The organism is Herbiconiux flava, from assembly GCF_013409865.1.
GTDB classification, from domain to species: Bacteria; Actinomycetota; Actinomycetes; order Actinomycetales; family Microbacteriaceae; genus Herbiconiux; species Herbiconiux flava.
Genome location: NZ_JACCBM010000001.1, coordinates 2,897,789 through 2,922,703 on the forward strand (window position 1 = coordinate 2,897,789; position 24,915 = coordinate 2,922,703).

Sequence of the window (24,915 nt, forward strand, 5' to 3'; positions counted from 1 at the left end):
CGCTACGCGGTGCCCGCCCGCCGCTCGGCGCCTTCGAGACGCACGGCCGAGCGGAGGGCGGCGCGGGCGCGACGACGGTCGCCCGAGGCGTCGTAGGCGAGGCCCAGGCGGAACCAGGCCCGCCAGCTCGTCTCGTCGTGCTCGACGGCGTCCTTCCAGCGGGCGAAGTCGGCATCGGCCGCCTCGCGCTCGGGGCGGCCGCTCGTGCGCTTGGGCAGGTCGTCCGGGGGGAGCTCCCCCTCGCGGTCCATCCGCTCGACGAGCTGCTCGGTGCGCACCCCGAACCAGAGCTCGCGGGCGAGCGCCCAGGCCCCGACGAGCGGCAGGGCGATCAGGGTCACCCCGATGACGATCGCGATCGGCTCTCCGGTGAGCACGAACATCACGGCCCGCTGGCCGACGAGCACGAGGTAGATCGCGAGCACGACCGCCATCACGATCGCGGCGATGCGGCCCTTCACGGGGTCACGGTGGTGGCGGTCGCTGCCTGGCCCGAGACGTTCTCGGGAGCGGCAGCGGTGTCGGGAGCCGAAGCCGCAGCCGGTGCCGCAGCACCGGCGGCCGGCGCAGCCCCGCCCGGCAGCCCCAGGTCGATCAGGCTCTCGAGCCCCACCGTCACCCCGCGCGCCGTCGACGCCGCCCGCAGCGCCACCAGGATGCCCTGGGTGTACGAGCTCGGCGAGATCGTCTCGTGCGTCAGCGTCAGCACCTCACCGGTGCCCCCGAAGATCACGTCCTGCTTGGCCACGACCCCCGCGAGCCGCAGGCTGTGCACCGGGATGCTCGCGACCTGCTGCCCCCGAGCCCGTTGGTCGGTGTGCGGAGCGGCGACAGGCCCGCGCGACGCCCGGGCGGCGGCCATCAGCTCGGCCGTGCGCACGGCGGTGCCCGAGGGCGAGTCGACCTTGCGGGCCGCGTGCGCCTCGACGATCTCGATCGAGTCGTAGAATCTGGCTGCCATGGTGGCGAACGAGGTGGCGAGCACCGACCCCAGCGAGAAGTTCGGGATGACCACGACACCGTTCGTCGGCTCGTCACCCAGCAGGCGTTTCAGCCCGGTGATGCGCTCGGCCGACCAACCCGAGGTGCCCACGAGCACGTTGCGCCCGTTCGTCACCGCGTACTCGACGACCTTCTGGCTCACCCCGGGCACGGTGACGTCGACGACGACGTCGGCGGCCAGCATCTCCGACAGCTCGCTCGACGAGCCGAGCGATGCCACCAGCTCGAACTCCGGATGCTCGGCCACGATCCCAGCGACCAGCCGGCCCAGCTTCCCCGTTGCGCCGACGACGGCCACCTTCACGCTCATCCTTCCAACCTACCGGGCACGTCGGGGTGCTGGTCGGCCGGCGGCGGGTCCAGCGGCTTGCGGTACCACCGCGTCGCGTTCGGATTGTCGTTGTAGGCCTCGGCCGGCACGAAGCCGGTTCGCGCGTACAGCCGGGCCGCCGCCTCCAGCGTGTGGTGCGTGTCGAGCACGAGCTCCGTGGCTCCGAGCGCGCGGGCGCTCTGCTCGAGGGCGTCGAGCAGCTGCCCGGCCCAGCCGCGGCCCCGGGTGGACGGGTCGAGCCACACGTGCTTCACCTCGGCGCGTACGGCGCCGCCGTCACGGGCGGGGTCGGGCGCGAGCATCCGGATGCCGCCGCACCCCACCGGAACGCCCGAATCGTCGTCGACGACCAGGAAGACCCCCCGCACGCCGTCGAACTGCGACGGGTCGGGCAGGGTGACCGTGTACCCGCCCGCCTGCGGGAACGCGGCCGCGCGGTAACCGAAGTAGTCGCGCAGCAGCTGCTGCTCGGCCGGCTGCGACACGTCTCCCGAGCGGATGCGCATCAGTACGGCTGCGGGTCGTTCATGCCGGTGCGCAGCTCCACCGGCAGGTGGCCGAGGTCGTTGAAGGCGACGAGCTCGGGCAGCCGCCCGGTCTTCCAGCGCAGGATGGTCAGCCCGGCGTGGGCCGCGTTCAGGCCGGCCCAGCGCCATTCGGGAGCATCCATCGCCTCGCGCACGAACCAGGCGATCACGAAGTTGTGCGTGATCAGCAGGTCGTGGGTGGAGTCGCGGGAGGGCGTGAAGAACTCGGCCACCGCATCCGCCATCTGGGCGCGACCCGCCTCGACCTCGTCGTCGGTGACGGAGTTGAAGAAGGGCTCGAAGGTGTGCGGCATCTGCGGCGAGTAGCCCGTGGGCACGCAGTCGAACAGCAGCGCGCTCGGCTGCGGGTCGAGGGCCGGCAGGTGCTCGGACATGATCTGCGCGGTCTGCTCGGCGCGCTGCAGGGGCGAGTGCCGCACGGAGTCGAAGGGCACTCCCCCGAGCCGGTCGGCGATCAGCCGCGCCTGGCGCTGGCCGCGGGGCGAGAGCGGGCCGTCGGCGACCCCGTGCTCGGCGTCGAGCTGCTCGCCGTGCCGCACGAGGTAGAGCGTGTGGCCCATCAGGCGCCCACCGTCGCCGCGAACGCGTCATCGGTGATCGGGCCGACCGCCGCGATGCTGACCGAGCCCTCGAGGATGGTGGCGGCGAGCTCCTGCACGTCGTCGGCCGTCACCTCGGACAGGCGGCGCACGCTCTCGTCGAGGTCGACGAACTCGCCGATCGTCAGCTCGGAGCGGCCGAGGCGGGACATGCGGGTGTCGCTGTCCTCGAGGGCGAGCGCGGCCGAGCCCGAGAGCTGGCCCGAGGCGCGGCGCAGCTCGTCGGCGGTGATGCCGTCGTCGGCCAGGCGGCGGAGCTCGGAGAGCATGAGCTCGGTCACCGCGCCCTCACGGCCCGGCGTGCATCCGGCGTACATCAGGAAGATGCCCGCGTCGGAGTAGCTCGGGGCGTAGGAGTAGACGGAGTACGCGAGGCCGCGGCGTTCGCGCACCTCCTGGAACAGGCGCGACGACATGCCGCCGCCGAACACCGAGTTGAGCACGGCCATCACGGTGCGGCGCTCGTCGGTGGCGACGAGGCCGGGGAGGCCGACCATGACGCTGGCCTGCTCGGTGGGCTTGGTGACGACGGTGAGCGGATGGCCCGCGTCGAGTGCGACGGGCGTCGTCGAGCGGCGTGCACGCGGGGTGGCCGGCGTGTCGAGATCCCACTCCGAGCGCGCGAGCGAGGCGACGACCCGGGCCACGAGCTCGTCGTGGTCGACGGCACCGGCGGCCGAGACCACGAGGTCGTTCGGCCGGTAGGCGGCCTTGAAGTGCTCCCAGACGGCCTCACGCGTCACGGCGCGGATGGCCTCGGGGGTTCCGCCGACGGGCCGTCCGAGCGGATGCCCGCCCAGCACCGCCTCGAACAACCGCTCCCCCGCGACGTCCGACGGGTCGTCCTCCGCCATCGCGAGCTCCTCGAGGATGACGCCGCGCTCGGTCTCGAACTCCACCGGATCCAGCAGCGCCGAGGTCACCATGTCGGAGAGCACGTCGACGGCCATCGGCAGGTCGGCGTCGCGCACCTTGGCGTAGTAGCAGGTGTACTCCTTGCTGGTGACGGCGTTGTGCTCGCCGCCCACGGAGTCGAACGCGATCGCGATGTCGAGCGCCGTGCGGGTCGGCGTTCCCTTGAAGAGCAGGTGCTCGAGGAAATGGGTCGAGCCGTAGCGCGACGGCGTCGTGCCCACGGCGCCGAGCTCGTCGCGCGAGCCGGCGGCGACCCAGTAGCCGATGGTCGCGGAGCGGGAGCCCGGGATGTGCTCGGTGAGGATGCGCACACCACTCGGGAGGATCGTTCGCCGCACCAGCCCTTCGGCGGCGGTGCCGATCGAGAGTTCCGGAAGGTCGAGCGGGAGGTTCACGGCGCTGTTCATCGCTGCCAGCCTATCCCGCCCTTCCCGTGCACAGCCCGAATGACGGATGCCCGCCCCGGCGAACCGGGACGGGCATCCATGTGGTAGCTGCAGCGGCTATCAGGCCTCGGCGGGGACCTCGACGGGCTCGCCGTCGGCGGTCTCGGAGATCACCGGAGCGAGCGACAGCTTTCCGCGGTCGTCGATCTTCGTGATCTGCACCAGGATCTTCTGGCCGACGCCGAGCACGTCCTCGACGTTCTCGACACGCTTGCCACCGGCGAGCTTGCGCACCTCGGAGATGTGCAGCAGGCCGTCCTTGCCCGGGAGCAGGGAGACGAACGCACCGAAGGTGGCGAGCTTCACGACGGTGCCGAGGAACTGCTCACCGACCTCGGGGTTCTGCGGGTTCGCGATGGCGTTGACCTGCTGGCGGGCGGCCTCGGCCGAGGGGCCGTCGACGGCGCCGATGTAGACGGTGCCGTCCTCCTCGATGGAGATGTCGGCGCCGGTCTCGTCCTGGATCGCGTTGATCGTCTTGCCCTTCGGGCCGATCAGCTCGCCGATCTTGTCGACGGGGATCTGCACCGAGATGACGCGCGGCGCGGTGGGCGCCAGCTCGTCGGGCTCGTCGATGGCGGCGTTCAGCACGGAGAGGATCGCGTCGCGCGCGGCCTTCGCCTGCTTCAGCGCACCGTCGAGCACGGCGGTGGGGATGCCGTCGAGCTTGGTGTCGAGCTGGATCGCGGTGACGAACTCGCTGGTGCCGGCGACCTTGAAGTCCATGTCGCCGAGCGCGTCCTCGGCACCGAGGATGTCGGTGAGCGCCGCGTAGCGGGTCTCGCCGTCGACCTCGTCGGAGACGAGGCCCATCGCGATGCCGGCGACGGGTGCGCGCAGCGGCACACCGGCGTTCAGCAGCGACAGGGTCGACGCGCAGACGGAGCCCATCGAGGTGGAGCCGTTGGACCCGAGGGCCTCGGACACCTGACGGATGGCGTAGGGGAACTCCTCGCGCGACGGCAGCACCGGCACGAGGGCGCGCTCGGCGAGGAAGCCGTGCCCGATCTCGCGACGCTTCGGCGAACCCACGCGGCCGGTCTCACCGGTCGAGTAGGGCGGGAAGTTGTAGTGGTGCAGGTAGCGCTTGTGCGTGATCGGCGACAGCGAGTCGATCTGCTGCTCCATCTTCAGCATGTTCAGCGTGGTGACGCCCAGGATCTGGGTCTCGCCGCGCTGGAAGATGGCGGAGCCGTGCACGCGCGGGATGACCGCGACCTCGGCGTCGAGCGGACGGATGTCGGCCAGGCCGCGCCCGTCGATGCGCACGCCGTCGCGGAGGATGCGGCCGCGGACGACCACCTTCGTGACGGACTTGTACGCGGCGGAGACCATCGGGGGCACGTCGCCACCGAGCTCGCCGGCCTCGACCTTGGTCTGGATGGCGGCCTTGACGCGCTCCTTGAGGGCGTCGTCGGCGTTCTGGCGCTCGGTCTTGTCGGCGATCTGGTAGATGCCCACCAGCTCGTCGTAGGCGAGCTCGGCGACCGCGTCGTAGGCCTGCTGCGTGTAGGGCAGGAAGATCGGGTATTCCTTGATCTCCTTGGCGGCCTGGTCGGCGAGCGACTTCTGCGCCTCGACGAGCTGCTTGATGAAGGGCTTGGCGGCCTCGAGGCCCTCGGCCACGACGGCCTCGTTCGGCTTGGTGGCGCCGCCCTTGATCAGGTTCCAGCTGTTCTCGGTGGCCTCGGCCTCGACCATCATGATGGCGACGTCGGACGAGCCGTCCTTGTTCTCGACCACGCGGCCGGCGACGACCAGGTCGAACACCGCATCCTGCAGCTGCGAGAACTTGGGGAACGCGACCCACTGGTCGGGCTCGGTGCCGTAGCCCGGCATGAGTGCGAGGCGGATGCCGCCGATCGGACCCGAGAAGGGCACGCCCGAGATCTGGCTCGACGCGGAGGCCGCGTTGATGGCCAGCGAGTCGTAGAACTCGTCGGGGGCGATGCTCAGCACGGTGATGACGACCTGCACCTCGTTGCGGAGGCCGGTGATGAACGACGGGCGCAGCGGCCGGTCGATCAGACGGCAGACGAGGATCGCCTCGGTGGAGGGGCGGCCCTCACGACGGAAGAACGAGCCGGGGATCTTGCCGGCGGCGTAGCTGCGCTCCTCGACGTCGATCGTCAGGGGGAAGAAGTCGAAGTTGTCTTTGGGGTGCTTGCCGATGCTCGTGGCGCTCAGCAGCATGGTGTCGTCGTCGAGGTAGGCGGCGACGGCTCCCTGGGCCTGCTGCGCGAGGCGGCCGGTCTCGAAGCGGACGGTGCGCTTGCCGTACTTGCCGTTGTCGATGACGGCTTCGGCGAACTTGATCTCAGGACCTTCCAAGAGGTCTGTCTCCTTTGTTTAGCGTCGCAGCCCCGTGTGGGCCACGACTCCTCGCGTCGGAGCAGCGATGCTGTTGAATAGCACAGCTGGTCACCAGTAGAAGGACTCCGGATGCTCTCCGGAACGCCACCACCGAGGACCAGCCGCTCGATCACGCATGGATCGGCCTGCTCTCGACCTTGAGAGTCTATCAGTCCGGGCTTGGATGGCCGCGGTGGCGCGCTAGAGGACGATCTCGACCCGGCGCGAACGGTCGGTGCCGACGACGGTCACAGGAACGGTCGCGGCCCGCCCGGAGGCGGCGACGCCCCGCAGCGCCTCGTCGACCCGCGCGTCGACCTCCCGCGGCACGAACCCCACCCGGTGCGCGGCCCCGGCGTCGTCGACCAGGTCGACGGCGACCCGCAGCTCGCGGCCGAGCCACCGACTCGCGTCGGGCGTCAGCACCGCCCGCACCGTGCGCGACTTCGCCACGGCGGCCTCGATCGCGGTCTGCCGCCGCTCGCTCTCGGCGACGCGGGTGGTGACCGGCACCTCCCCGAGCCCGGGGAAGGGCACGAGGTCGACGCCGCTCAGATCGTGCCGGGAGTTCTCGCTGTCGTGCCCCTTCTTGCGCAGCAGCGGCACGATCAGCGCCAGCGCCGCCGCGACGGCGATCGCGAGCAGCAGCACCGAGGCGATGGGGCCGACGACCGGCAGCGAGGGCCGGGCGACGAGGCTGGCGGCCATGGCCGCCACGAGCACGACGACGAACAGCAGCGCCTCCCAGCGCCAGAGCGGCTTGAATCGGCGACGGGCGTCCATGCCTCTACTCTGCCGTACCGGCGGCCTCGGGTTTCGCGGCGTAGCTCAGCAGCAGGCGGTAGGGCGACTGCGACTCGACGGTCCAGCCGCGCCGTGCGACCACGGCGAGCTCTCCCTCGGTGTAGCTGCGGCGGATGGAGGTGAGCCCGTCCTCTCGGAGGAACGAGTGCCGGAACACCGGCAGCGGCAGCGCGGTCAGCAGCCAGTAGGCGGCGTACGCCCCCCGGCTGCGGCGGATGTCGCTGTGGATCGCGAGCCCGCGGGTGAGCAGTTCGCAGTCGATCAGCAGGTCCTCGAGCTCCACGGGCGTCAGGTGGTGCAGCACGTGGTTGGAGATGACGAAGTCCCAGCGCTGGGCGACGTCGACGAACTGGGAGCTGTTCGCGCGGGCGAAGCGCACGTCGTCGGGGTTGGGGGCGTCCTGGGCCGCGGCGATGGCCCGCGCATCCGGATCTATGCCGACCACGGTCAGCTGCAGCCCGTCGCGCTTCGCCCAGCGCGCGATGGCCCGGGCGATGTCGCCGCCGCCGCAGCCGACGTCGAGCAGGGTCGAGGGCTCGGTGGCCGACAGCAGCGGCCTGATGCGTTCGGTGTAGGTGCCGCGCCAGCCGGCGACGAGCCGGTTCATGGTGCGGAACTGCCGGTAGGTGCGGCCGAGCAGCTCGGGGTCGGCGTCGTCGTGGTCCATCAGCTCGCGCGCATCCACGGCGCGCTTGCGGAACGGCCGCGCGCCGGGGGGCTTGCGCTCGAGCCGGGCCATCAGCCCGCCGGCCTGAGGGTGAACAGGCCCGACTCGACGGTGAGCCCGGGGCCGAAGGCCATCGCGCACACCCGCTCGGGCGGACGCGAGGAGGCGGGACGCGCATCCGTCGTGCCCGTCACGAGCGCCTGGTCGAGGATGCCCTTCAGCACGAACAGCACCGTGGCGCTCGACATGTTGCCGTAGTCGCGCAGCACCTCGCGCGACGGTGCGAGCTGGGCCGGCGTGAGCCCCAGGGTCTGCTCGACCCGGTCCAGGATGCTCCGCCCACCGGGATGGATCGCCCAGTGCGTCGCGGCCTCCGCTCCGGCCTGCCCGAGCAGCGGCTCGAGAGCGGTGCGGATGTTCTGCTCGATGATCTTGGGCACGTAGCTGGAGAGCACCATCTCGAAGCCGTGGTCGCCGATGGTCCAGGCCATGTCGGCCTCGCCGTCGGGCACGATGGCGCTGGCGAACTCGTCGAGTGCAAGCGTCGGGTAGGCGGAGGCGCCCGTCTCGCGGGCCGTGACGACCGCCGCGGCCGCCCCGTCGGCGAACACGGAGGAGGCCACGATCTGGTCGGGCTCGTTCGACGAGCGCACGTGAAGGGTGCAGAGCTCGACGCAGACGACGAGCACGACGGCGTCGGGGTCGGCCTCGCAGAACGCCTTCGCGATGCGCAGCGCGGGGAAGGCGGCGTAGCAGCCCATGAAGCCCACGTGATGGCGCTGCACCGAGTCGGAGAGCCCCAGTTCGCGCTGCAGCGCCCAGTCGGGGCCGGGTGCGAAGAAGCCGGTGCACGAGGCGGTGACGACGTGGGTGACGTCGGCCGCGGTGATGCCGGGAGCCAGCGCGTCGAGGGCCCGCTTCGCCGCGGTCACCGCGAGCCCGGGCGCCTGCTCGACGTAGATGCGATTGCGCTCGCCCGTCGACGGCGACGAGAAGGCCCCGGTCGCCGCATCGACGAACAGCTCGGTGGAGGCCCGGCCGTCTGCGGCCAGCTCGTCGAGCACGGTGTGCCGGGTGCGGATGCCCGACGAGTCGAAGGAGGTGGCGACGAGTCGCTGCCCGAGCCTCGTCAGCCCCGGCTGCGCGGCGAAGAGGTCGCGCACCCGCTCCTGAGCGAGCTCGGTTCGGGGCACGGCCGTCTGGATGGATCGGATGCTCGCGGCCATCTGCTCATCCAAGCACGAACGGCTGGGCCCCGCCCCGGGGTTGCGTCGGCTCGCCGGGAACATCCCCGACGGGTCGCGTCAGCGCGCCGGGAACATCCCCGACGGGTCGAACGAGGCGTCCAGGGCGAAGGGGTCGACGACCTCCGCGGAGCGGGTCGAGACCTCGACCTGGGCGGCCAGCTCGCGCCCGGCGCGGCGGATGCGGTCGGGCAGCGAGGCGGTTCCGGTGACGTCGGCTCCCCCGCCCCAGTCCTCGCTCGCGGCGAACACGGCGGTGGGCAGCACGACCGCGCGGAGGTAGGAGAACAGCGGCCGCACGGCGTGGTCGAGCGCCAGAGAGTGGCGTGACGTGCCGCCGGTCGCGGCGATCAGCACGGGCAGGCCGGTGAGGGCGGCGTTGTCGATCACGTCGAAGAACGACTTGAACAGTCCGCTGTAGCTGGCGGTGAAGATCGGCGTCACGGCGATCAGGCCGTCGGCGCGGCTCACGGCGTCGAGGGCGCTCTGCAGCCGGGGGCTGGCGAAGCCGGTGAGCAGATTGTTCGTGATGTCCTGGGCGAGGTCGCGCAGTTCGATCACCTCGAGGTCGACGGATGCGCCGCGGAGGTCGAGCTCGGCCAGAGCGGCCTCGCTCAGGCGGTCGGCGAGCAGCCGGGTGCTCGAGGGCTGGCTGAGGCCGGCGCTGACGACGACGAGCTTCTTCGACATGGCCGCGTTGTTCGACATGGCCGCGTTGTTCGTCATGTGGGGATCCCTCCGGAAAACTTCATGCGTTTGCATGTAGTCGATGCAACGATCCGACTCGGAGTGGTATTCCCGAACGCAGAACGGGCCGCCACCCGGAGGTGACGGCCCGTTCAGAGCGGTACGTGGTGTCGCCCGAGGGGCGAACCCAGGAATCTATCGACGCAGCCCCAGGCGCTCGATGAGCGAGCGGTAGCGGTCGATGTCGATGTCCTGCAGGTAGCCGAGCAGTCGACGACGCTGGCCCACGAGCAGCAGCAGACCACGACGCGAGTGGTGGTCGTGCTTGTGCTCCTTGAGGTGCTCCGTGAGGTCCTTGATGCGGCGGGTCAGCATGGCGACCTGCACTTCAGGGGATCCGGTGTCACCGGGGTGGGTAGCGTACTCGTCGATGATCGCCTTCTTGACGTCTGCTTCGAGTGCCATAGATGGGATCCCCTTTCTCTCGTTGCGCGGTGCCAGTCAGCCTGATGCTGTGGCTCTCTTTGTCCGCGGCCGTTCACACGGCAACCTGAAGACCTTACCAGAAACACGCCCGTAACACTTCGCCGCCCAGTTCGCCCGCCAGGCGGGAACACACGATAGTAGATGTGCGTTGCAGACACGGAACGGACGGATCGACATGACAGACACCCTGGGCACAGCCCCCCTCAGCACCGCGACCCTGCCGGTGCTCGACCTCAGCCGGCTGAACGGCGACGCCGCGGACGCGGAGGCCTTCCGCCTCGAGCTCCGCGAGGCCACGCACGACTACGGCTTCTTCTACCTCGTCGGGCACGGCGTGCCGCACGAGCTGATCGAGCGCGTGATGGCGACGGCCCGGCGCTTCTTCGCCCTCCCCGAGGCCGACAAGCTCGCGATCGAGAATCTGAACAGCCCGCACTTCCGCGGCTACACCCGCGTGGGCGGCGAGCTCACGCAGGGCAAGGTCGACTGGCGTGAGCAGATCGACATCGGCGTGGAGCGCGAGCCCGTGCCGGTCTCCGACGAGACCCCCGACTACATGCGCCTCGACGGCCCGAACCAGTGGCCGGCCGCTCTGCCCGAGCTGCAGGAGGTCGTCGGCGAGTGGTACGAGGAGCTCAACCGCGTGAGCCTCACTCTGCTCCGCGCCTGGGCCGTCTCGCTCGGCGCCGAGGAGGACGTCTTCGACGCCGCCTTCGCCGAGCGCCCCTCCACCCTGATCAAGATCGTGCGCTACCCCGGCAAGAGCGACCCCGAGCCCAAGCAGGGCGTCGGCGCCCACAAGGACTCGGGTGTGCTCACCCTGCTGCTCGTCGAGCCCGGCAAGGGCGGCCTGCAGGTCGAGAAGGACGGCGCGTGGATCGACGCTCCCCCGATCGACGACGCCTTCGTGGTGAACATCGGCGAGCTGCTCGAGGTCGCCACCAACGGCTACCTCAAGGCCACCGTGCACCGCGTGATCTCCCCGCGCATCGGTGACGACCGCGTCTCCATCCCCTTCTTCTACAGCCCGGCGCTGGACGCCACGATCCCGGTGCTGCCGCTGCCCGAGGAGCTGAAGGCCGAGGCCAAGGGCATCACGGTCGACCCGCGCAACCCGATCTTCACCACCTACGGCGAGAACGCCCTGAAGAGCCGCCTGCGCGCGCACCCCGACGTGGCCGCGAAGCACCACGCCGACCTCGTGGAGAAGAACGCGGCCGCCGCCGCGCAGAACACCCAGGAGTGAGCGACCCCCGCCCCAACGGCGGCGGACCGGCCGGAGACGATCTCGTCCCGCAGCCGGCCCGCCGCCGTTCGGCGTTCGTCGACATCACCCCGCTCAGGGCGAGCCCCGCCTTCGCCCGCCTCTGGGCCGGGCAGGCGATCTCGGGCATCGGCAGCCAGATGACGGTCGTGGCGGTGGGCCTCGACGTCTACCGCCTCACCTCGTCGACCCTCGCCGTCGCCGGGGTGGCCCTCTTCGCCCTGGTGCCCATGATCGTCGCGGGCCTGTACGGCGGGATGCTCGCCGACGCCTTCGACCGCCGCCGCGTCGCCCTGCTCGCCGCCGTGATCGCCTGGGTCTCGACGGCGCTCCTCGCCGTTCTCGCCTGGACGGGTGCCGACAGCGTCGGCGCCCTCTACACCCTGGCCACCGTGAACGCCGTGTCGGCGACCGTGGTGCAGACCACGCGCTCGGCCATCTTCCCGCGCATCCTGCCGCGGGAGCTGCTGCCCGCCGCGGCCGCCCTCAGCGGCATCACCACCGGCGTGATGGTCACCGTCGGTCCGGCCCTCGCCGGTGTGCTGGTCGCGTCGGTCGGCTTCGGCTGGACCTACTCCATCGACGTCGTGCTCTTCGTCGCGGCGTTCCTCGGCATCGCGAGCCTGCCCCGCATCCTGCCCGAGGGCGAGGTGCACCGGCCGGGGCTCACGTCGCTGCGTCACGGCTTCGCCTTCCTCCGGCGTGCGCCGAACATCCGCGCCTCGTTCCTGATCGACATCGCGGCGATGACCTTCGGCCAGCCGCGCGTTCTCTTCCCGGCGGTCGGTGTGCTCGTGCTCGGCGGCGGCCCCGTTACCGTCGGCGTGCTGACGGCCGCCTTCGCGATCGGCTCGCTGCTCGCGAGCGTGTTCTCGGGCCGGCTCGGCCAGGTGCGCTGGCAGGGCCGCGCGATCGCGCGTGCCGTGCAGTCGTACGGCGTGTTCACCGCGCTCTTCGGCGTCGTGCTGCTGGTCGCCGCGCTGACGGGCGGCACCGTGGGACAGGACTGGGCGCGGGTCGACCTGGCGGGCCTCGGCCTCGCCTCCCTTGCCCTGATGGGCGCCGGGGTGAGCGACGAGATCAGCGCGATCTTCCGGTCGACGATGCTCCAGACGGCGGTGCCCGACAACATGCGCGGCCGCCTGCAGGGTGTCTTCACCGTGGTCGTCACGGGCGGCCCGCGCATCGGCGACCTCTACGTCGGCGCGCTCTCGGTCGTAGCGGCGCTCTGGCTGCCACCCCTCGTCGGCGGCCTCGCGATCGTCGTGGCGGCCGGCGTCATCCTGCGCTTCGTGCACAGCTTCCGCGCGTACGATGCGCTCGACCCGAAGCCGTAGCTGCAGCTGCAGCTGCCGACATCAGCCCGGCTACAGCCCCGCGGGCGCCTGCTCCCCCGGTGCCAGCACCAGGCTCAGCCGCTGCGTCGACCGCGTCATCGCCACATAGAGAGCGGATGCTCCCCGCGTGCTCTCGGCGACGACACCCTCCGGCGACGCCACCACGACGGAGTCGAACTCGAGGCCCTTCGCCTCGGCCGGCGACAGCAGCGCGATCGGACGGGAGAGCCCCCGCACCCCGACCCCCACGTCGTCGCCGAACCGCTCGGACAGCATCGACGAGAGCGCACCGAGCCGCGACGCGGGAGCGATCACCGCGGTGGTGCCGCCCTGCTCGACCATCTCGGCGACCCGGGCGCGCACGGCCTCGCCTAGCGCCGCATCCGTCGCCGTCTCGACCGCGTCGACCGGCCACTCGGTGGTGCGCACCGAGCGCGAGCGAGTCACCGTGAGCCCGTTCGCCACGGCTACCCGCTCGGCGGCGGCGACGATCTGGGAGGGCGTCCGGTAGTTGACCGTGAGCTCCTCGAGCCGCCAGTTCTCGCCGACGAGGGGCGACAGCGTCGACTCCCAGCTGGTCGAGGCGGCGGCCGAGCTGGCCTGGGCCACGTCGCCGACGATGGTGAGCGAGCGCAGCGGGGCCTTCCGCAGCAGCACCCGCCACTGCATCGGCGACAGCTCCTGCGCCTCGTCGACCACGATGTGCCCGTAGGTCCAGCTGCGGTCGGAGGCGGCGCGCTCGGCGGTCGTCAGCACCGCGTCCTGCTCGGCGAAGCCGGCGACGACGGTCTCGGCCGAGACCTGGCCGTCCACGTCCATGTTGCTGATCGCGGTGCGGGCGTTCTCGAGGTCGCGCTTGCGCTGCTGCTTCTCCGCCCGCTTCTGGGCGGCGTCGCCCGGGTTGTACTCGCCGAGCAGCTCGGCCGCCTCGTCGAGCAGCGGCACGTCGGAGACCGTCAGCGCCGACCCGCGCTCCCGGCGCAGCAGCTCGCGCTTGGCCTTCGACCAGTGCGAGGTGAGCGATGCCAGCCACTGCGGGCGGGCGTAGAGGTCGTCGAGCAGCTTCTCGGGGGTCAGCGGGATCCACGCGGTGTTGAGGGCGACCCGCACGTCGTAGGCGGTGCGGATGTCCTCCCGCAGGTAGGCCAGATCGGCGTCGTCGACGGTCGAACCGCGACGGCGCAGCTGCTCGGCGAGCTGCTTGGTGAGCTGACCCAGGAGGTTCTTCACGAACGAGACCCGGCCCTCGTTGTAGGGCTTGCCCGACTCCCGCGCTTTGGCGATCGCATCGGCGACGGCGGACGGCTGGAGCACCAGGGTCTCGCCGTTGATCGTCAGCGTCTGCGGCTCCTCGGGCACCCGCTGGCGCGAGCGCACGGCGCGGCGGATGAGCGCCGCCATCTCGGCGGAGCCCTTCAGGGCGGCGACGGCGGGCTCGTCGTCGACGGTGGCCTCGACGCCCGGGTAGAGCTGCCCGAGGCTCGCCAGCACGACGCCGGTCTCGCCGAGGCTCGGCAGCACGGCGTTGATGTACTGGAGGAAGGCACGGCTGGGGCCGACGACGAGCACGCCGCTCGAGCCGAGCCGTTCGCGGTGCGTGTAGAGCAGGTAGGCGGCACGGTGCAGCGCCACCGCGGTCTTGCCGGTGCCCGGGCCGCCCTGCACGACGAGCACGCCCTGCAGCTCGGAGCGGATCACCCTGTCCTGCTCGGCCTGGATGGTCGAGACGATGTCGTGCATGCGGCCGGTGCGCTGGGCCGAGAGGGCGGCGAGCAGGGCCCCCTCGCCCTGAAGGGCGGTGCCCTCCTCGTCGAGCAGCTCGGCGTCGAAGACCTCGTCCTCGATTCGCACGACCTCGCGGCCGCGGGTGGTGAGGTGGCGCCGGGCGCGGGCGCCGAGCGGGGTGGCGGCGGTGGCCTGGTAGAAGGCCCGGGCCTGGGGTGCGCGCCAGTCGAGCAGCAGCGGCTCGAGGTTCTCGTCGCGGAGGCCGATGCGGCCGATGTAGTGGTGGGTGCTTCCGTTGTCGTCGGCCTCGGCGAGCTCGAGCCGGCCGAAGGCCAGGCGTTCGCCCACCTCGCGGAGCTGCCCGATGCGATCCTCGTAGGCACGGGCGAAGGCGTCGCGCTCCGAGCGGCTCTGGTGGTTGCCGCCGACGCTCTCGCGGCGCACGGCGGCGAGCTCGCGCTCGGCGTCGGCGCGCAGACCGTCGAGCCGCTGGTACAGCCCCGACACGTACTCGCGCTCGCGCGCCAATTCCTCGTTGACCACAGAACCTCCCGAAACCCGGCAAGCAATTCTACTCGCGCGTTTCGGGAGGTTCGTCGCACACCCGTCGAACGGATGGCGACGGGAGGCTTACGGAACCGAGATCAGGTCGATCACGAAGATCAGGGTCTTGCCCGCGAGGAAGTGACCCGAGCCGGCCGGACCGTAGGCCAGGTGCGGCGGGATGGTCAGCTTGCGACGGCCGCCCTCCTTCATGCCGGGGATGCCGTCCTGCCAGCCCGCGATGAGGCCGTTCAGCGGGAAGCTGATCGTCTCGCCACGGCCCCAGGAGGAGTCGAACTCGTCACCCGTCTCGTACTCGACGCCGAGGTAGTGCACCTCGACGGTGGCGCCCGGGGTCGCCTCCTTGCCGGTGCCCTCGACGATGTCGTCGATCACGAGCGTGGTGGGCGCGGGGCCCTCGGGGAAGTCGATCTCGGGCTTCGAAGCAGTGGAATCAGTCATGACTCCATCCAAGCCCACCTGCCGATGCATGGCAAAAGCGACCGGCGTCACGCGGCTCGGTCAGGTCAGCGGATGCCCGCCCGACGCCCCGGCGAGGGCGAGACGATCGGCGAGCAGCGACTCGAGCAGCGCGGCCTCGTCCTGGCGTGGTGCGGCGGTGGAGCGCCCCGCGAGCATGCGCTGCCGCACGAACGCGAGCCGCGTGGCGTCGCGGGTGAACGCCCGCATGGCGGGCTCCCCGTTGCCCGGCAGCGTGCGCGCCCAGCGGCGCGCCGCCCGCCGGCCCGCGCCGGTCGAGAGCATCTCCACCTCGGCCGGGCTGAACCAGCCCGCCGCCGCGTACTCGCTCAGGCGCGCGTGGGTGAGCCGCCGCTCCGAGCGCCGGAGCAGCACGACGAACACGATGGCGAGCACGAACAGCGGCACCTGCACCACGAAGTAGAGCAGGAAGTACCCGTCGAGGCCCTCGACCAGGAAGGTCGACCCGTTCCACAGCGCGTGCAGGCCCATGGCGAGCACGAGGCCCAGCAGGAACACGGCGACCGCCGCGAACCAGTGCTTCTGCCGGACGGCGAAGCCCAGGGCGACGCCCGTGCAGGCGGTGAACATGACGTGCGCGAACGGCGACATGATGCCCCGGAGCACGAAGGTGAAGCCGAGCCCGACGCCGCCCGACTCGATCAGCGACTGGCCGAAGTAGAGGATGTTCTCGGTGAAGGCGAACCCGGCCGCCACCGTCGCCCCGTAGACGAGGCCGTCGACCGGGCCGTCGAACTGCCGACGGAAGACGATGACGAGCAGCAGCACGCCCGCCGCCTTGGCGCTCTCCTCGACCACCGGGGCCTGGATGACCGAGCTCCACAGATCGCTCGTCGTCGCCTGCCCGTCACTCGCCGTGGCGACGATGACCTGCACACCGAGGTCGACGATCAGGGCGATCGCCACCGACGCGGCCGCGCCCCAGAGGAACGCGAACCAGAGCGCGGGCCGCGGCTCGGGCTCCCAGCGGTCGATCACGGTGATCGCCGTGATCACGACCGTCAGCGGGATGAGCGCGAGGATCGCGCAGATCACCACGGCCGCCGGGCCGAGCCCGAGCACGAGGTACCCGATCACCGCGAGGAAGACGAACGCCAGCACGATGATGCCGACGATCAGCAGCACGAGCGAGGCGGTCGACCCGGTCTGCCGTCGGGCGGGCGCCCCCGACGCCGGGAGCGGTGGCAGTGCGGCGGCCGGCCCGGCATCGGGGGCCTGCGCGGGCGCGGGGGCGGACACGGCCGACGCCGGGTGGCGGGGGTCGAAGAGCGTCACGAGCAATCCTCACGGTCGGGGAGATCCCAGCGTAGCGCGAACCGCCGACGCCGAGCACCCCGTTGCGCGGTCGGCTAGTACACCTTTCCCGGGTTCATGATGCCCAGCGGGTCGAACACGGCCTTGAGGCGCCGCTGCAGCTCGAGGCCGCTCTCCCCCAGCTCCCCCTCGAGCCAGCGCCGCTTGAGCACGCCGACGCCGTGCTCACCCGTGAGCGTGCCGCCGAGCCGGCGGGCCGACTCGAACAGCTCGTCGGCGGCCTGCCAGACGATGTCGGGCGCTCCCCCGACGACCTCGCCGCCCGGCACGCCGACGATGGCCGGCGGCACCACGAAGTTCGGGTGCAGGTTTCCGTCGCCGGCGTGCGCCACCGTGGGGATGTCGAGCCCGTAGGCCGCGCCGATCCGCTCGATCTCGGCGAACATCGCCGGCAGCGCCGAGCGCGGCACGCAGATGTCCTCGATCAGCACCTCGCCGAGCACCTCGAGCGCCGGGTGCATGCTGCGCCGGAACGCCAGCAGCTCGGCGGCGACGACCGGGTCGGCGGACTGCTCGACACTGAACGCCCCCGCCTCCCGGAGCACTCGGGCGATGGCGTCGCCCTCCTCGGCGGCTCCGGCCCCATCGGTCTGCACGAGCACGAAGGCCGCACCGGGGGCCCGCTCGGGCGTGCCGAGGTAGCGGGTGACCGCGGCGACGGTCAGGGCGTCCATCAGCTCCATCACCGCGGGCCGCACGCGCGAGGCGGTGACCGCCGCGCAGGCCGCCGCGGCGGCGGTGAGGTCGGAGAAGAAGGCCGCGATGGTCACGAGCTGCCCCGGCGGGATCGGCCGGATGCGCACCGTGGCTCCGACGATCACGCCGAGCGTGCCCTCCGAGCCGGTGAACAGCGCGGTGAGGTCGTAGCCCGTGACGCCCTTCACGGTGCGCCGCCCGGTGGAGAGCAGGCTGCCGTCGGGCAGCACCACGTCGAGCCCGAGCACCGCCTCGCGGGTCACGCCGTACTTGGCGCACATCAGGCCACCGGCGTTCGTGGCGATGTTGCCGCCGATCGTGGAGATGGCCTTGGACGCCGGGTCGGGTGAGAACGCGTAGCCGTGCGGCTCCAGCGCCTCCCCGAGCGCGGCGTTGATGACGCCGGGCTCCACGACCGCGATCTCGTCGTCGAGCGCGATCTCGAGGATGCGGTCCATCTCCCGCACGCTCAGCACGATCGCACCGGGTGTCGCCGTCGCGCCGCCGGCCAGGCCCGTGCCCGCACCGCGCGGCACGACCGGCACCCGGTGGGCGCTCGCGATCCGCAGCACGGCCTGCACGTCCTCGACGCTCCGGGCCTCGACGAGGGCGAGGGCGCCGCCCTCGGACCACCAGCCCGAGCGGTCGGTGCGCAGCACGTCGAGCGCCGCGGGGTCGAGGATCACACGGTCGCCGAGCTCGTCGATCAGCTGGCCCAGGGCGGATGCCCCGGCCCCCGTCTCGCCCGGGCCGGTGGCCCGCGCATCCGTCACCGTGCTCATCGCTCTCCTTCTCCAGATGCGTCGGCCACGCCGCCGCCGTCGGTGTCCGTGCCGGCGCCTGTGCCCGCATCTGCCAGCTCTTCCATCTCGACCACGTCGATCGCCGCCGTGATCGCCTCGATGCCCGACAGCCGCGCCGGCGAGATGAGCTTCATCACCCGTTCGCGGCTCATCAGCCCGGCCTCGACGACGAGGTCGGCGATGTTGCGGTGGGTCAGCAGAGCGGTCTTCGCGAGCGCCGAGGCGGCGGTGTAGCCGATGTAGGGCGTGAGCGCCGTGACCACACCCACCGAGGTCGACACCATCGTGTCGAGCCGGTCGAGGTTCGCCGTGATGCCGTCGATGCAGTTCACGCGGAGGGTGCGCCAGCCCTGCGTCATCCAGGCGAGGCTCTGCAGCAGCGAGTGCGCGATCACCGGCTCGAAGGCGTTCAGCTGCAGCTGCCCGCCCTCGGCCGCCATCGTGATCGTGACGTCGGCACCCGCGACCGAGAACGCGACCTGGTTCACGACCTCGGGGATGACCGGGTTCACCTTGCCCGGCATGATGCTCGAGCCGGCCTGGCGCGCCGGCAGGTTGATCTCGCCGAGACCGGCCTGGGGACCGCTGGAGAGCAGCCGCAGGTCGTTGCAGATCTTCGAGAGCTTGATGGCCGAGCGCTTCAGCACGCCCGAGAGGGTCATGAACACGCCGGCGTCGCTCGTGGCCTCGACGAGGTCGGCAGCGGTGACGTGCTCGAAGCCGGTGAGGTCGCGGAGGTGCCGGCAGACGGTGGCGGCGTAGTTCGGGTCGGCCGTGATGCCGGTGCCGATCGCGGTCGCGCCGAGGTTGATCTCCCAGAGCAGCGGCATCGTGTGGCGCAGGCGCTCGAGGTCCTCGGTGAGGGTGGTGGCGAAGCCGTGGAACTCCTGGCCGAGCGTCATCGGCACGGCGTCCTGCAGCTGGGTGCGGCCCACCTTCAGCACGTGGCCGAACTCGACGCCCTTCGCGGCGAAGGCGTCGCGCAGCTGCTCGTGCTCGACCATCAGCCGCTGCAGCGAGAAGACCATCGCGAGCTTGACCGCCGTCGGGTACACGTCGTTCGTGCTCTGGCTGCGGTTGACGTCGTCGAGCGGGTGCAGGACGTCGTACGAGCCCAGCGGATGCCCGCCCGCCGCCAGCGCGACGTTGGCGATCACCTCGTTGGCGTTCATGTTCGTCGAGGTGCCGGCCCCGCCCTGGATGACCCCCACGACGAACTGGTCGTGGAACTCCCCCGCCCGGATGCGCTCACAGGCGGCCTCGATGGCGTCGGCCTTCGCCTGGTCGAGCACCCCGATCTCGGCGTTGGCGCGGGCGGCGGCCTGCTTCACGATGGCCAGGGCGTTGACGAGGTCGGGGTAGACGGAGATCGGCCGGCGGCTGATCGGGAAGTTCTCCAGCGCCCGGGCGGTGTGCACGCCCCAGTACGCCTCGGCGGGGATCTCGACGCTGCCGAGGCTGTCGGTCTCGGTGCGGGTGGCGCCGACCGCTTCGTCGGCTGCGGTCGGGGAAGCGGTTCCGGTGGGAACGGTGGTGGTCACGGGTGGGGCTCCATTGCTCGTGTCGTGTCGTCCCGTTCGTGGCGGGACGGCACCGACTCTACTCCGGGCCCCGTTCCGCGGGCGCTCAGCTCAGCCGGCGCAGCAGGCCTCGCACGAAGCCGTCCCTGCGCTCGGTGTAGGGCGGGTAGACGAGCTTCAGCGTGTCAGGCACGAGGCTCTTCCTGAGCACGGCCTTCTCGTGGCTGAACGTCTCGATGCTGCGCCGCCCGTGGTAGGCGCCCATGCCGCTCTCGCCCACGCCGCCGAAGGGCAGCCCGGGCACCGTGAGGTGCGCCACGGGCACGCCGAAGCCGACGGCACCCGAGGAGGTCTCAGTCAGGATGCGCCGCTGCGCGACCGGGTCGTTCGTGAAGGCGTAGAGCGCCAGGGGCTTCTCGCCGGAGCGGATGAACGAGATCGCGTCGTCGAGGCCGGTCACCGTGACGATCGGCAGCAGCGGCCCGAAGATCTCCTGCTGCATCACGGGCGCGTCGCGGGCGACGTCGCCGAGCAGTGTCGGGGCGATGTACCGGGTGCGGTCGTCGGTGCGCCCGCCACTCAGCACCGTGGCGCCGTCGAGCAGGCCCGTCAGCCGCGAGTACTGCTTGTCGTTCACGATGCGGCCGTAGCTCGAGCTCGAGCGCGGATCGCCCTCGTACAGCTCGGCGATCACCTCGACCAGGTGCGGCACGAGCGCGTCGGCCACCTCCCGCGTCGCCATCAGGTAGTCGGGCGCCACACAGGTCTGGCCGGCGTTCAGGAACTTGCCCCAGGCGATCCGCCGGGCGGCGCCCGCCAGATCGACCGTGTCGTCGACGTACACCGGCGACTTGCCGCCGAGCTCGAGCGTGACCGGGGTGAGGTGCTTCGCGGCGGCCGTCATCACGATGCGGCCCACCGCGGCGTTGCCGGTGTAGAAGATGTGGTCGAAGCGCTCGGCGAGCAGCTGCGTGGTGACCTCGACCCCGCCTTCGACGACCGCGACGGCCCGCTCGTCGAGGTAGCGCGGCACCAGTTCGGCCAGCAGGGCGGACGTGGCCGGGGCGAGCTCGCTCGGCTTCAGCAGCACGGCGTTCCCGGCGGCGAGGGCTCCGACGGCGGGCTCGAGCAGCAGCTGCAGCGGGTAGTTCCAGGGCGAGATGACGAGCACGACGCCGAGAGGCTCGAGCATCGTCGAGGCGCTCGCGGGCGCCAGGGCGAGCGGCACGGGCACGCGGCGCGGGCGCAGCCAGCCGCGGAGGTGCTTCAGTGTGTGCTGGATCTCGGCGACCACGACGTTCAGCTCGGTCAGCGCCGCCTCGGTGGGATTCTTGCCGAGGTCGGTGAAGAGGGCGTCCTCGAACGCCGCGGAGTTCTCGTCGAGCATCCGCTTCATGGCCGTCAGCTGGGCGGTGCGCCAGCGCAACGACCGGGTGACCCCCTCGTCGAAGCCCGAGCGGAGCACGGGGACCACGGGGGTGAGGGGCGCGATGATCGGATCGGAGGTCATGGCGACATCGTAGGTTCAGCGGTGCAGAAAAGGCACTATCAGATAGATGCCGAAGAGCACCGCGCAGACGCTCAGGCCGAAGCAGAGGTAGGACAGCGCTCGCGCCCAGCCCGGACGCACCGGCTCGCCGGTGGCGGCGTCGGGGTGGGTGAGGCTCTGGAACCTCAGCCCGAACGAGTACAGGCTCACCACCACGGCGGTCGACACCAGCGAGGCCACCGCCACGATCAGGAACGCTCCCCAGTCGATCACTTCACGGCCTTTCGCTTGCGGCGGGTGGCTTTCGGCGTGCGCACCGCGATGGTGGCGGCGTCGACCTCGCTCAACGCGTTCTTCGAGTCGACGTTGTTGCGCCGGGAGATGACGAAGATCGTGACGATGACGGCGACGCCCGCGACCAGGTCGATCACGAGGCCCACCGGCCCGATGCCGACGACCAGCGCGGCGAGGGCGCCGACGATGGCCGAGGCGGGCAGGGTCATCAGCCAGCCGAGGCCGATCCGGCCCGCCGTGCGCCAGCGCACCGACGCGCCCTTCCGCCCGAGGCCCGAGCCGATCACCGAGCCGGAGGCGACCTGGGTGGTGCTGAGCGCGAAGCCGAGGTGGCTCGACGCGAGGATGGTCGCGGCCGTGCTGGTCTCGGCGGCGAAGCCCTGGGCGGGCTTCACCTCGGTGAGGCCGGCGCCGAGGGTGCGGATGATGCGCCAGCCGCCCATGTAGGTGCCGAGCGCGATCGCGAGCGCGCAGGTGATGATCACCCAGAACTCGGGCCCCGAGCCCGTGGGCTGCAGCCCCGACGCGATCAGCGTGAGCGTGATGACGCCCATCGTCTTCTGCGCGTCGTTGGTGCCGTGCGCGAGTGCCACGAGCGAGGAGGAGAAGATCTGGCCGTAGCGGAACCGGCCGCGGACGCCGGACTGGGTGCTGTCGCTCGGCATCCGGGTGATCGCGTACGCCAGCCGGGTGGCGACGAAGGCGACCAGCCCGGCGACCAGGGGGGCGACGAGCGCGGGCAGGATGACCTTGGACACGAGCACGCTGTAGTCGACGACCCCGAACCCGGCCCCGACCACGGCCGCGCCGATCAGGCCGCCGAACAGGGCGTGGGACGAGCTGGAGGGGAGCCCGAACAGCCACGTCAGCAGGTTCCAGACGATCGCGCCGATCAGGCCGGCGAAGATCATCTCCGGCAGGATCTGGACGCCCCCGTCGCCCTCCTTGATCAGGCCGCCCGAGATGGTCTTGGCGACCTCGGTGCTGAGGAAGGCGCCCACGAGATTAAGCACGGCGGCCAGTGCCACGGCCACCTTGGGCTTCAGGGCGCCGGTCGCGATCGGCGTCGCCATGGCGTTCGCCGTGTCGTGGAAGCCGTTCGTGAAATCGAAGAACAGGGCCAGCGCGATGACGAGCACGACGACGACGGTGAGATCCACCCTGCAACCCTATTCGTTCACCCGCCGTTCATGTTCACGGGCGATCTACGCTGGAGTCATGGCATCGCTCCCTCCCCGCGCCCGCAAGGTCCCGTTCGATCGTGTGCACCACGGCGACACCGTCTCCGACCCCTACGAGTGGCTGCGCGACAAGGAGGATCCCGAGGTGCTCGCCTACCTCGAGGCCGAGAACGCGTTCACCGAGGAGGCCACGGCGCACCTCGCCGGGCTCCGTCAGGAGATCTTCGACGAGATCAAGGGCCGCACCCGGGAGACCGATCTCTCGGTGCCCGTGCGCGACGGCGGCCACTGGTACTACACCCGCACCGCCGAGGGTTCGCAGTACGGCGTGCACTGCCGCGCGCCGATCGCCGGCCCCGACGACTGGACTCCCCCGTCGATCGAGCCGGGCGTGCCGATCGACGGCGAGCAGGTCGTGCTCGACGACAACGAGCAGGCCGCGGGCCACGAGTTCTACTCGCTCGGCTCCTTCGACGTCTCCCCCGACGGGCGGATGCTCGCCTACGCGGTCGACGTCGTCGGCGACGAGCGCTACACGCTGCGCATCCGCGACCTCGAGCTCGGCGAGGACCTGCCCGACGAGGTCGCCGACACCTTCCCGGGCGCCGTCTTCGCCGGCGACGGCGCGAGCGTCTACTACCCCACGGTCGATGACGCCTGGCGCCCCGACACCATCTGGCAGCACGTCGTCGGCACGAGCGGCACCGACGACCAGGTCGTCTTCACCGAGCCCGACGAGCGCTTCTGGGTCGGCGTGGGCCTCACCCGCAGCCGCCGCTACCTCGAGATCGCGGTCGGCTCGAAGATCACCAGCGAGGTGCTGCTGCTCGACACCGAGCATCCCGAAGCCGGGTTCCAGGTCGTCTGGCCCCGGCGCGAGGGTGTCGAATACGCCGTCGAGCACGCGATCGTCGGCGGTCGGGACCGGCTGCTGGTGCTCCACAACGACCAGGCGCTGAACTTCGAGCTCGTGGCCGTCGACCTGGCGCAGCCGCTCGACCGCTCGTCGTGGGAGACCGTGATCGCCCACGACGAGGCCGTGCGCCTGGAGGACGTCGACGCCTTCGCCGGCCACCTGACGATCGACTACCGGCGCGACGGCCTCACCCGCATCGCGCTGCTGCCCCTCGACGCCGGCACGACGAGCCTCGCGGGCGCCGCCTTCACCGAGCTCGAGTTCGACGAGCCGCTGTTCTCGGTGGGCACCTCGGGCAACCCCGAGTGGGAGCAGCCGACCATCCGCTTCGGCTACACCTCATTCGTCACCCCCTCGTCGGTGTTCGACCACGACATCGCCACCGGCACCTCGACGCTGCTGAAGCAGCAGGCGGTGCTCGGCGGCTACGACCCCTCGTTCTACGAGCAGCGCCGCGAATGGGCGACGGCCGCCGACGGCACCCGGGTGCCGATCTCGCTGGTGGCCCGGCGCGGCGTGCTCGGCACCGATTCTCCGGCGCCGCTGGTGCTCTACGGCTACGGCTCCTACGAGTCCTCGATCGACCCGTCGTTCTCAGTCGCCCGCCTCTCGCTGCTCGACCGCGGCGTGGCCTTCGCCATCGCGCACGTGCGCGGCGGCGGCGAGCTCGGCCGGCACTGGTACGAGGACGGCAAGACGCTGACGAAGAAGAACACCTTCACCGACTTCGTCAGCGCGGCCGAGCGGATGATCGAGCTCGGCTTCACCGCCCCGTCGACGCTCGTGGCGCAGGGCGGAAGCGCCGGCGGCCTGCTGATGGGTGCGGTGGCGAACCTGGCGCCGCAGCTGTTCGCGGGCATCCTGGCGCAGGTGCCGTTCGTGGACGCGCTGACGTCGATCCTCGACCCCTCGCTCCCCCTGACCGTGATCGAGTGGGACGAGTGGGGCGACCCGCTGCACGACCCCGAGGTCTACGCGTACATGAAGTCGTACTCGCCGTACGAGAACGTGACCGAGCAGGAGTACCCGCGCATCCTGGCCGTGACGAGCTTGAACGACACCCGCGTGCTCTACGTCGAGCCCGGGAAGTGGACGGCGCGGCTGCGCGACGTCGGTGCGCCCGTGCTGCTCAAGACCGAGATGTCGGCCGGGCACGGCGGCGTCTCGGGCCGGTACGAGCGGTGGCGCGAGGTCTCGTACGAGTACGCGTGGATGCTCGACGTGCTCGGTCGCGCGTAGCGGCGGCCGCCC

Annotated in this window: 22 protein-coding genes; 3 read left to right on the forward strand and 19 right to left on the reverse strand. The window is 71.4% G+C overall.

Going from position 1 to position 24,915, the window contains the following annotated elements:
* Positions 1-2: 2 nt before the first annotated feature.
* The 11 genes from BJ984_RS13880 to rpsO form a co-directional block, all read right to left on the reverse strand.
* Positions 3-461: a hypothetical protein gene (locus BJ984_RS13880; protein ID WP_373877441.1), complete on the reverse strand. Its 459-nt coding sequence runs from the start codon at positions 459-461 to the stop codon at positions 3-5.
* Positions 458-1,312 (reverse strand): 4-hydroxy-tetrahydrodipicolinate reductase, encoded by an 855-nt coding sequence (gene dapB / locus BJ984_RS13885; RefSeq protein ID WP_179548505.1) that lies wholly within the window; start codon positions 1,310-1,312, stop codon positions 458-460. Before dapB ends, BJ984_RS13880 begins: the two co-directional genes overlap by 4 nt.
* Positions 1,309-1,839, reverse strand: a complete 531-nt coding sequence (locus BJ984_RS13890) for a GNAT family N-acetyltransferase (RefSeq protein ID WP_179548506.1) — start codon at positions 1,837-1,839, stop codon at positions 1,309-1,311. The genes dapB and BJ984_RS13890 overlap by 4 nt, the downstream gene beginning before the upstream one ends.
* Positions 1,839-2,441: a histidine phosphatase family protein gene (locus BJ984_RS13895; protein WP_173181154.1), complete on the reverse strand. Its 603-nt coding sequence runs from the start codon at positions 2,439-2,441 to the stop codon at positions 1,839-1,841. The genes BJ984_RS13890 and BJ984_RS13895 overlap by 1 nt, the downstream gene beginning before the upstream one ends.
* On the reverse strand, positions 2,441-3,802 hold the full coding sequence (locus BJ984_RS13900) for a M16 family metallopeptidase (protein ID WP_179548507.1): 1,362 nt from the start codon (positions 3,800-3,802) through the stop codon (positions 2,441-2,443). The genes BJ984_RS13895 and BJ984_RS13900 overlap by 1 nt, the downstream gene beginning before the upstream one ends.
* 99 nt (positions 3,803-3,901) lie before the next feature.
* Entirely contained in the window at positions 3,902-6,172 is a 2,271-nt protein-coding gene (locus BJ984_RS13905) for a polyribonucleotide nucleotidyltransferase (RefSeq protein WP_173181156.1), read from the reverse strand.
* 222 nt (positions 6,173-6,394) lie between these two features.
* A complete protein-coding gene (locus BJ984_RS13910) occupies positions 6,395-6,976 on the reverse strand; it encodes a hypothetical protein (RefSeq protein WP_179548508.1) in 582 nt (193 codons plus the stop codon).
* A 4-nt stretch (positions 6,977-6,980) separates the two neighbouring features.
* Positions 6,981-7,736 (reverse strand): methyltransferase domain-containing protein, encoded by a 756-nt coding sequence (locus tag BJ984_RS13915; protein WP_179548509.1) that lies wholly within the window; start codon positions 7,734-7,736, stop codon positions 6,981-6,983.
* Positions 7,736-8,890, reverse strand: coding sequence for a type III polyketide synthase (locus tag BJ984_RS13920; RefSeq protein ID WP_179548510.1), 1,155 nt, complete (start codon positions 8,888-8,890; stop codon positions 7,736-7,738). The genes BJ984_RS13915 and BJ984_RS13920 overlap by 1 nt, the downstream gene beginning before the upstream one ends.
* A gap of 78 nt (positions 8,891-8,968) precedes the next feature.
* Positions 8,969-9,634, reverse strand: coding sequence for an FMN reductase (locus BJ984_RS13925; protein WP_246306469.1), 666 nt, complete (start codon positions 9,632-9,634; stop codon positions 8,969-8,971).
* A 156-nt stretch (positions 9,635-9,790) separates the two neighbouring features.
* On the reverse strand, positions 9,791-10,060 hold the full coding sequence (gene rpsO, locus BJ984_RS13930) for a 30S ribosomal protein S15 (RefSeq protein WP_173181160.1): 270 nt from the start codon (positions 10,058-10,060) through the stop codon (positions 9,791-9,793).
* Between the two features lie 196 nt (positions 10,061-10,256).
* Between rpsO and BJ984_RS13935 the strand changes: the two genes are divergently transcribed.
* Together BJ984_RS13935 and BJ984_RS13940 are read left to right on the forward strand one after the other, a co-directional pair.
* Positions 10,257-11,327, forward strand: a complete 1,071-nt coding sequence (locus tag BJ984_RS13935; RefSeq protein ID WP_179548511.1) for an isopenicillin N synthase family dioxygenase — start codon at positions 10,257-10,259, stop codon at positions 11,325-11,327.
* Complete coding sequence (locus tag BJ984_RS13940; protein WP_179548512.1) at positions 11,324-12,682, forward strand: MFS transporter; 1,359 nt, start codon at positions 11,324-11,326, stop codon at positions 12,680-12,682. Before BJ984_RS13935 ends, BJ984_RS13940 begins: the two co-directional genes overlap by 4 nt.
* Before the next feature lie 30 nt (positions 12,683-12,712).
* On the opposite strand, the gene BJ984_RS13945 is transcribed toward BJ984_RS13940, so the two are convergent.
* From BJ984_RS13945 to BJ984_RS13980, 8 genes are all read right to left on the reverse strand, one after another.
* Positions 12,713-14,950, reverse strand: coding sequence for a HelD family protein (locus BJ984_RS13945; protein ID WP_179548513.1), 2,238 nt, complete (start codon positions 14,948-14,950; stop codon positions 12,713-12,715).
* Positions 14,951-15,037: 87 nt separating this feature from the next.
* The gene (locus BJ984_RS13950) at positions 15,038-15,412 is read right to left on the reverse strand and encodes an FKBP-type peptidyl-prolyl cis-trans isomerase (protein ID WP_173181164.1); all 375 of its coding nucleotides are present in this window, start codon (positions 15,410-15,412) and stop codon (positions 15,038-15,040) included.
* A gap of 60 nt (positions 15,413-15,472) precedes the next feature.
* Complete coding sequence (locus BJ984_RS13955; protein ID WP_271206554.1) at positions 15,473-16,726, reverse strand: PrsW family intramembrane metalloprotease; 1,254 nt, start codon at positions 16,724-16,726, stop codon at positions 15,473-15,475.
* A 74-nt stretch (positions 16,727-16,800) separates the two neighbouring features.
* A complete protein-coding gene (locus BJ984_RS13960; RefSeq protein ID WP_179548514.1) occupies positions 16,801-18,243 on the reverse strand; it encodes an FAD-binding oxidoreductase in 1,443 nt (480 codons plus the stop codon).
* Entirely contained in the window at positions 18,240-19,805 is a 1,566-nt protein-coding gene (locus BJ984_RS13965; RefSeq protein WP_179548515.1) for an aspartate ammonia-lyase, read from the reverse strand. Before BJ984_RS13965 ends, BJ984_RS13960 begins: the two co-directional genes overlap by 4 nt.
* Positions 19,806-19,890: 85 nt before the next feature.
* Positions 19,891-21,294 carry an aldehyde dehydrogenase family protein gene (locus BJ984_RS13970; RefSeq protein ID WP_179548516.1) on the reverse strand — a complete coding sequence of 468 codons (1,404 nt, stop codon included), beginning with the start codon at positions 21,292-21,294 and terminating at the stop codon, positions 19,891-19,893.
* A gap of 15 nt (positions 21,295-21,309) precedes the next feature.
* Positions 21,310-21,546 carry a hypothetical protein gene (locus BJ984_RS13975; protein ID WP_179548517.1) on the reverse strand — a complete coding sequence of 79 codons (237 nt, stop codon included), beginning with the start codon at positions 21,544-21,546 and terminating at the stop codon, positions 21,310-21,312.
* Complete coding sequence (locus BJ984_RS13980; protein ID WP_179548518.1) at positions 21,543-22,727, reverse strand: inorganic phosphate transporter; 1,185 nt, start codon at positions 22,725-22,727, stop codon at positions 21,543-21,545. Before BJ984_RS13980 ends, BJ984_RS13975 begins: the two co-directional genes overlap by 4 nt.
* A gap of 58 nt (positions 22,728-22,785) precedes the next feature.
* Here BJ984_RS13980 and BJ984_RS13985 point away from each other — a divergent pair, with 58 nt between their 5' ends.
* Positions 22,786-24,903: a S9 family peptidase gene (locus tag BJ984_RS13985; RefSeq protein WP_179548519.1), complete on the forward strand. Its 2,118-nt coding sequence runs from the start codon at positions 22,786-22,788 to the stop codon at positions 24,901-24,903.
* Positions 24,904-24,915: the final 12 nt, after the last annotated feature.

Coding starts and splice junctions, on each gene's coding strand:
- dapB (WP_179548505.1), bottom strand. CDS start 1,312: ATGAGCGTGAAGGTGGCCGTCGTCGGCGCAACGGGGAAGCTGGGCCGG.
- BJ984_RS13890 (WP_179548506.1), bottom strand. CDS start 1,839: ATGCGCATCCGCTCGGGAGACGTGTCGCAGCCGGCCGAGCAGCAGCTG.
- BJ984_RS13895 (WP_173181154.1), bottom strand. CDS start 2,441: ATGGGCCACACGCTCTACCTCGTGCGGCACGGCGAGCAGCTCGACGCC.
- BJ984_RS13900 (WP_179548507.1), bottom strand. CDS start 3,802: ATGAACAGCGCCGTGAACCTCCCGCTCGACCTTCCGGAACTCTCGATC.
- BJ984_RS13910 (WP_179548508.1), bottom strand. CDS start 6,976: ATGGACGCCCGTCGCCGATTCAAGCCGCTCTGGCGCTGGGAGGCGCTG.
- BJ984_RS13915 (WP_179548509.1), bottom strand. CDS start 7,736: ATGGCCCGGCTCGAGCGCAAGCCCCCCGGCGCGCGGCCGTTCCGCAAG.
- BJ984_RS13920 (WP_179548510.1), bottom strand. CDS start 8,890: ATGGCCGCGAGCATCCGATCCATCCAGACGGCCGTGCCCCGAACCGAG.
- BJ984_RS13925 (WP_246306469.1), bottom strand. CDS start 9,634: ATGACGAACAACGCGGCCATGTCGAACAACGCGGCCATGTCGAAGAAG.
- rpsO (WP_173181160.1), bottom strand. CDS start 10,060: ATGGCACTCGAAGCAGACGTCAAGAAGGCGATCATCGACGAGTACGCT.
- BJ984_RS13935 (WP_179548511.1), top strand. CDS start 10,257: ATGACAGACACCCTGGGCACAGCCCCCCTCAGCACCGCGACCCTGCCG.
- BJ984_RS13950 (WP_173181164.1), bottom strand. CDS start 15,412: ATGACTGATTCCACTGCTTCGAAGCCCGAGATCGACTTCCCCGAGGGC.
- BJ984_RS13960 (WP_179548514.1), bottom strand. CDS start 18,243: ATGAGCACGGTGACGGATGCGCGGGCCACCGGCCCGGGCGAGACGGGG.
- BJ984_RS13970 (WP_179548516.1), bottom strand. CDS start 21,294: ATGACCTCCGATCCGATCATCGCGCCCCTCACCCCCGTGGTCCCCGTG.
- BJ984_RS13985 (WP_179548519.1), top strand. CDS start 22,786: ATGGCATCGCTCCCTCCCCGCGCCCGCAAGGTCCCGTTCGATCGTGTG.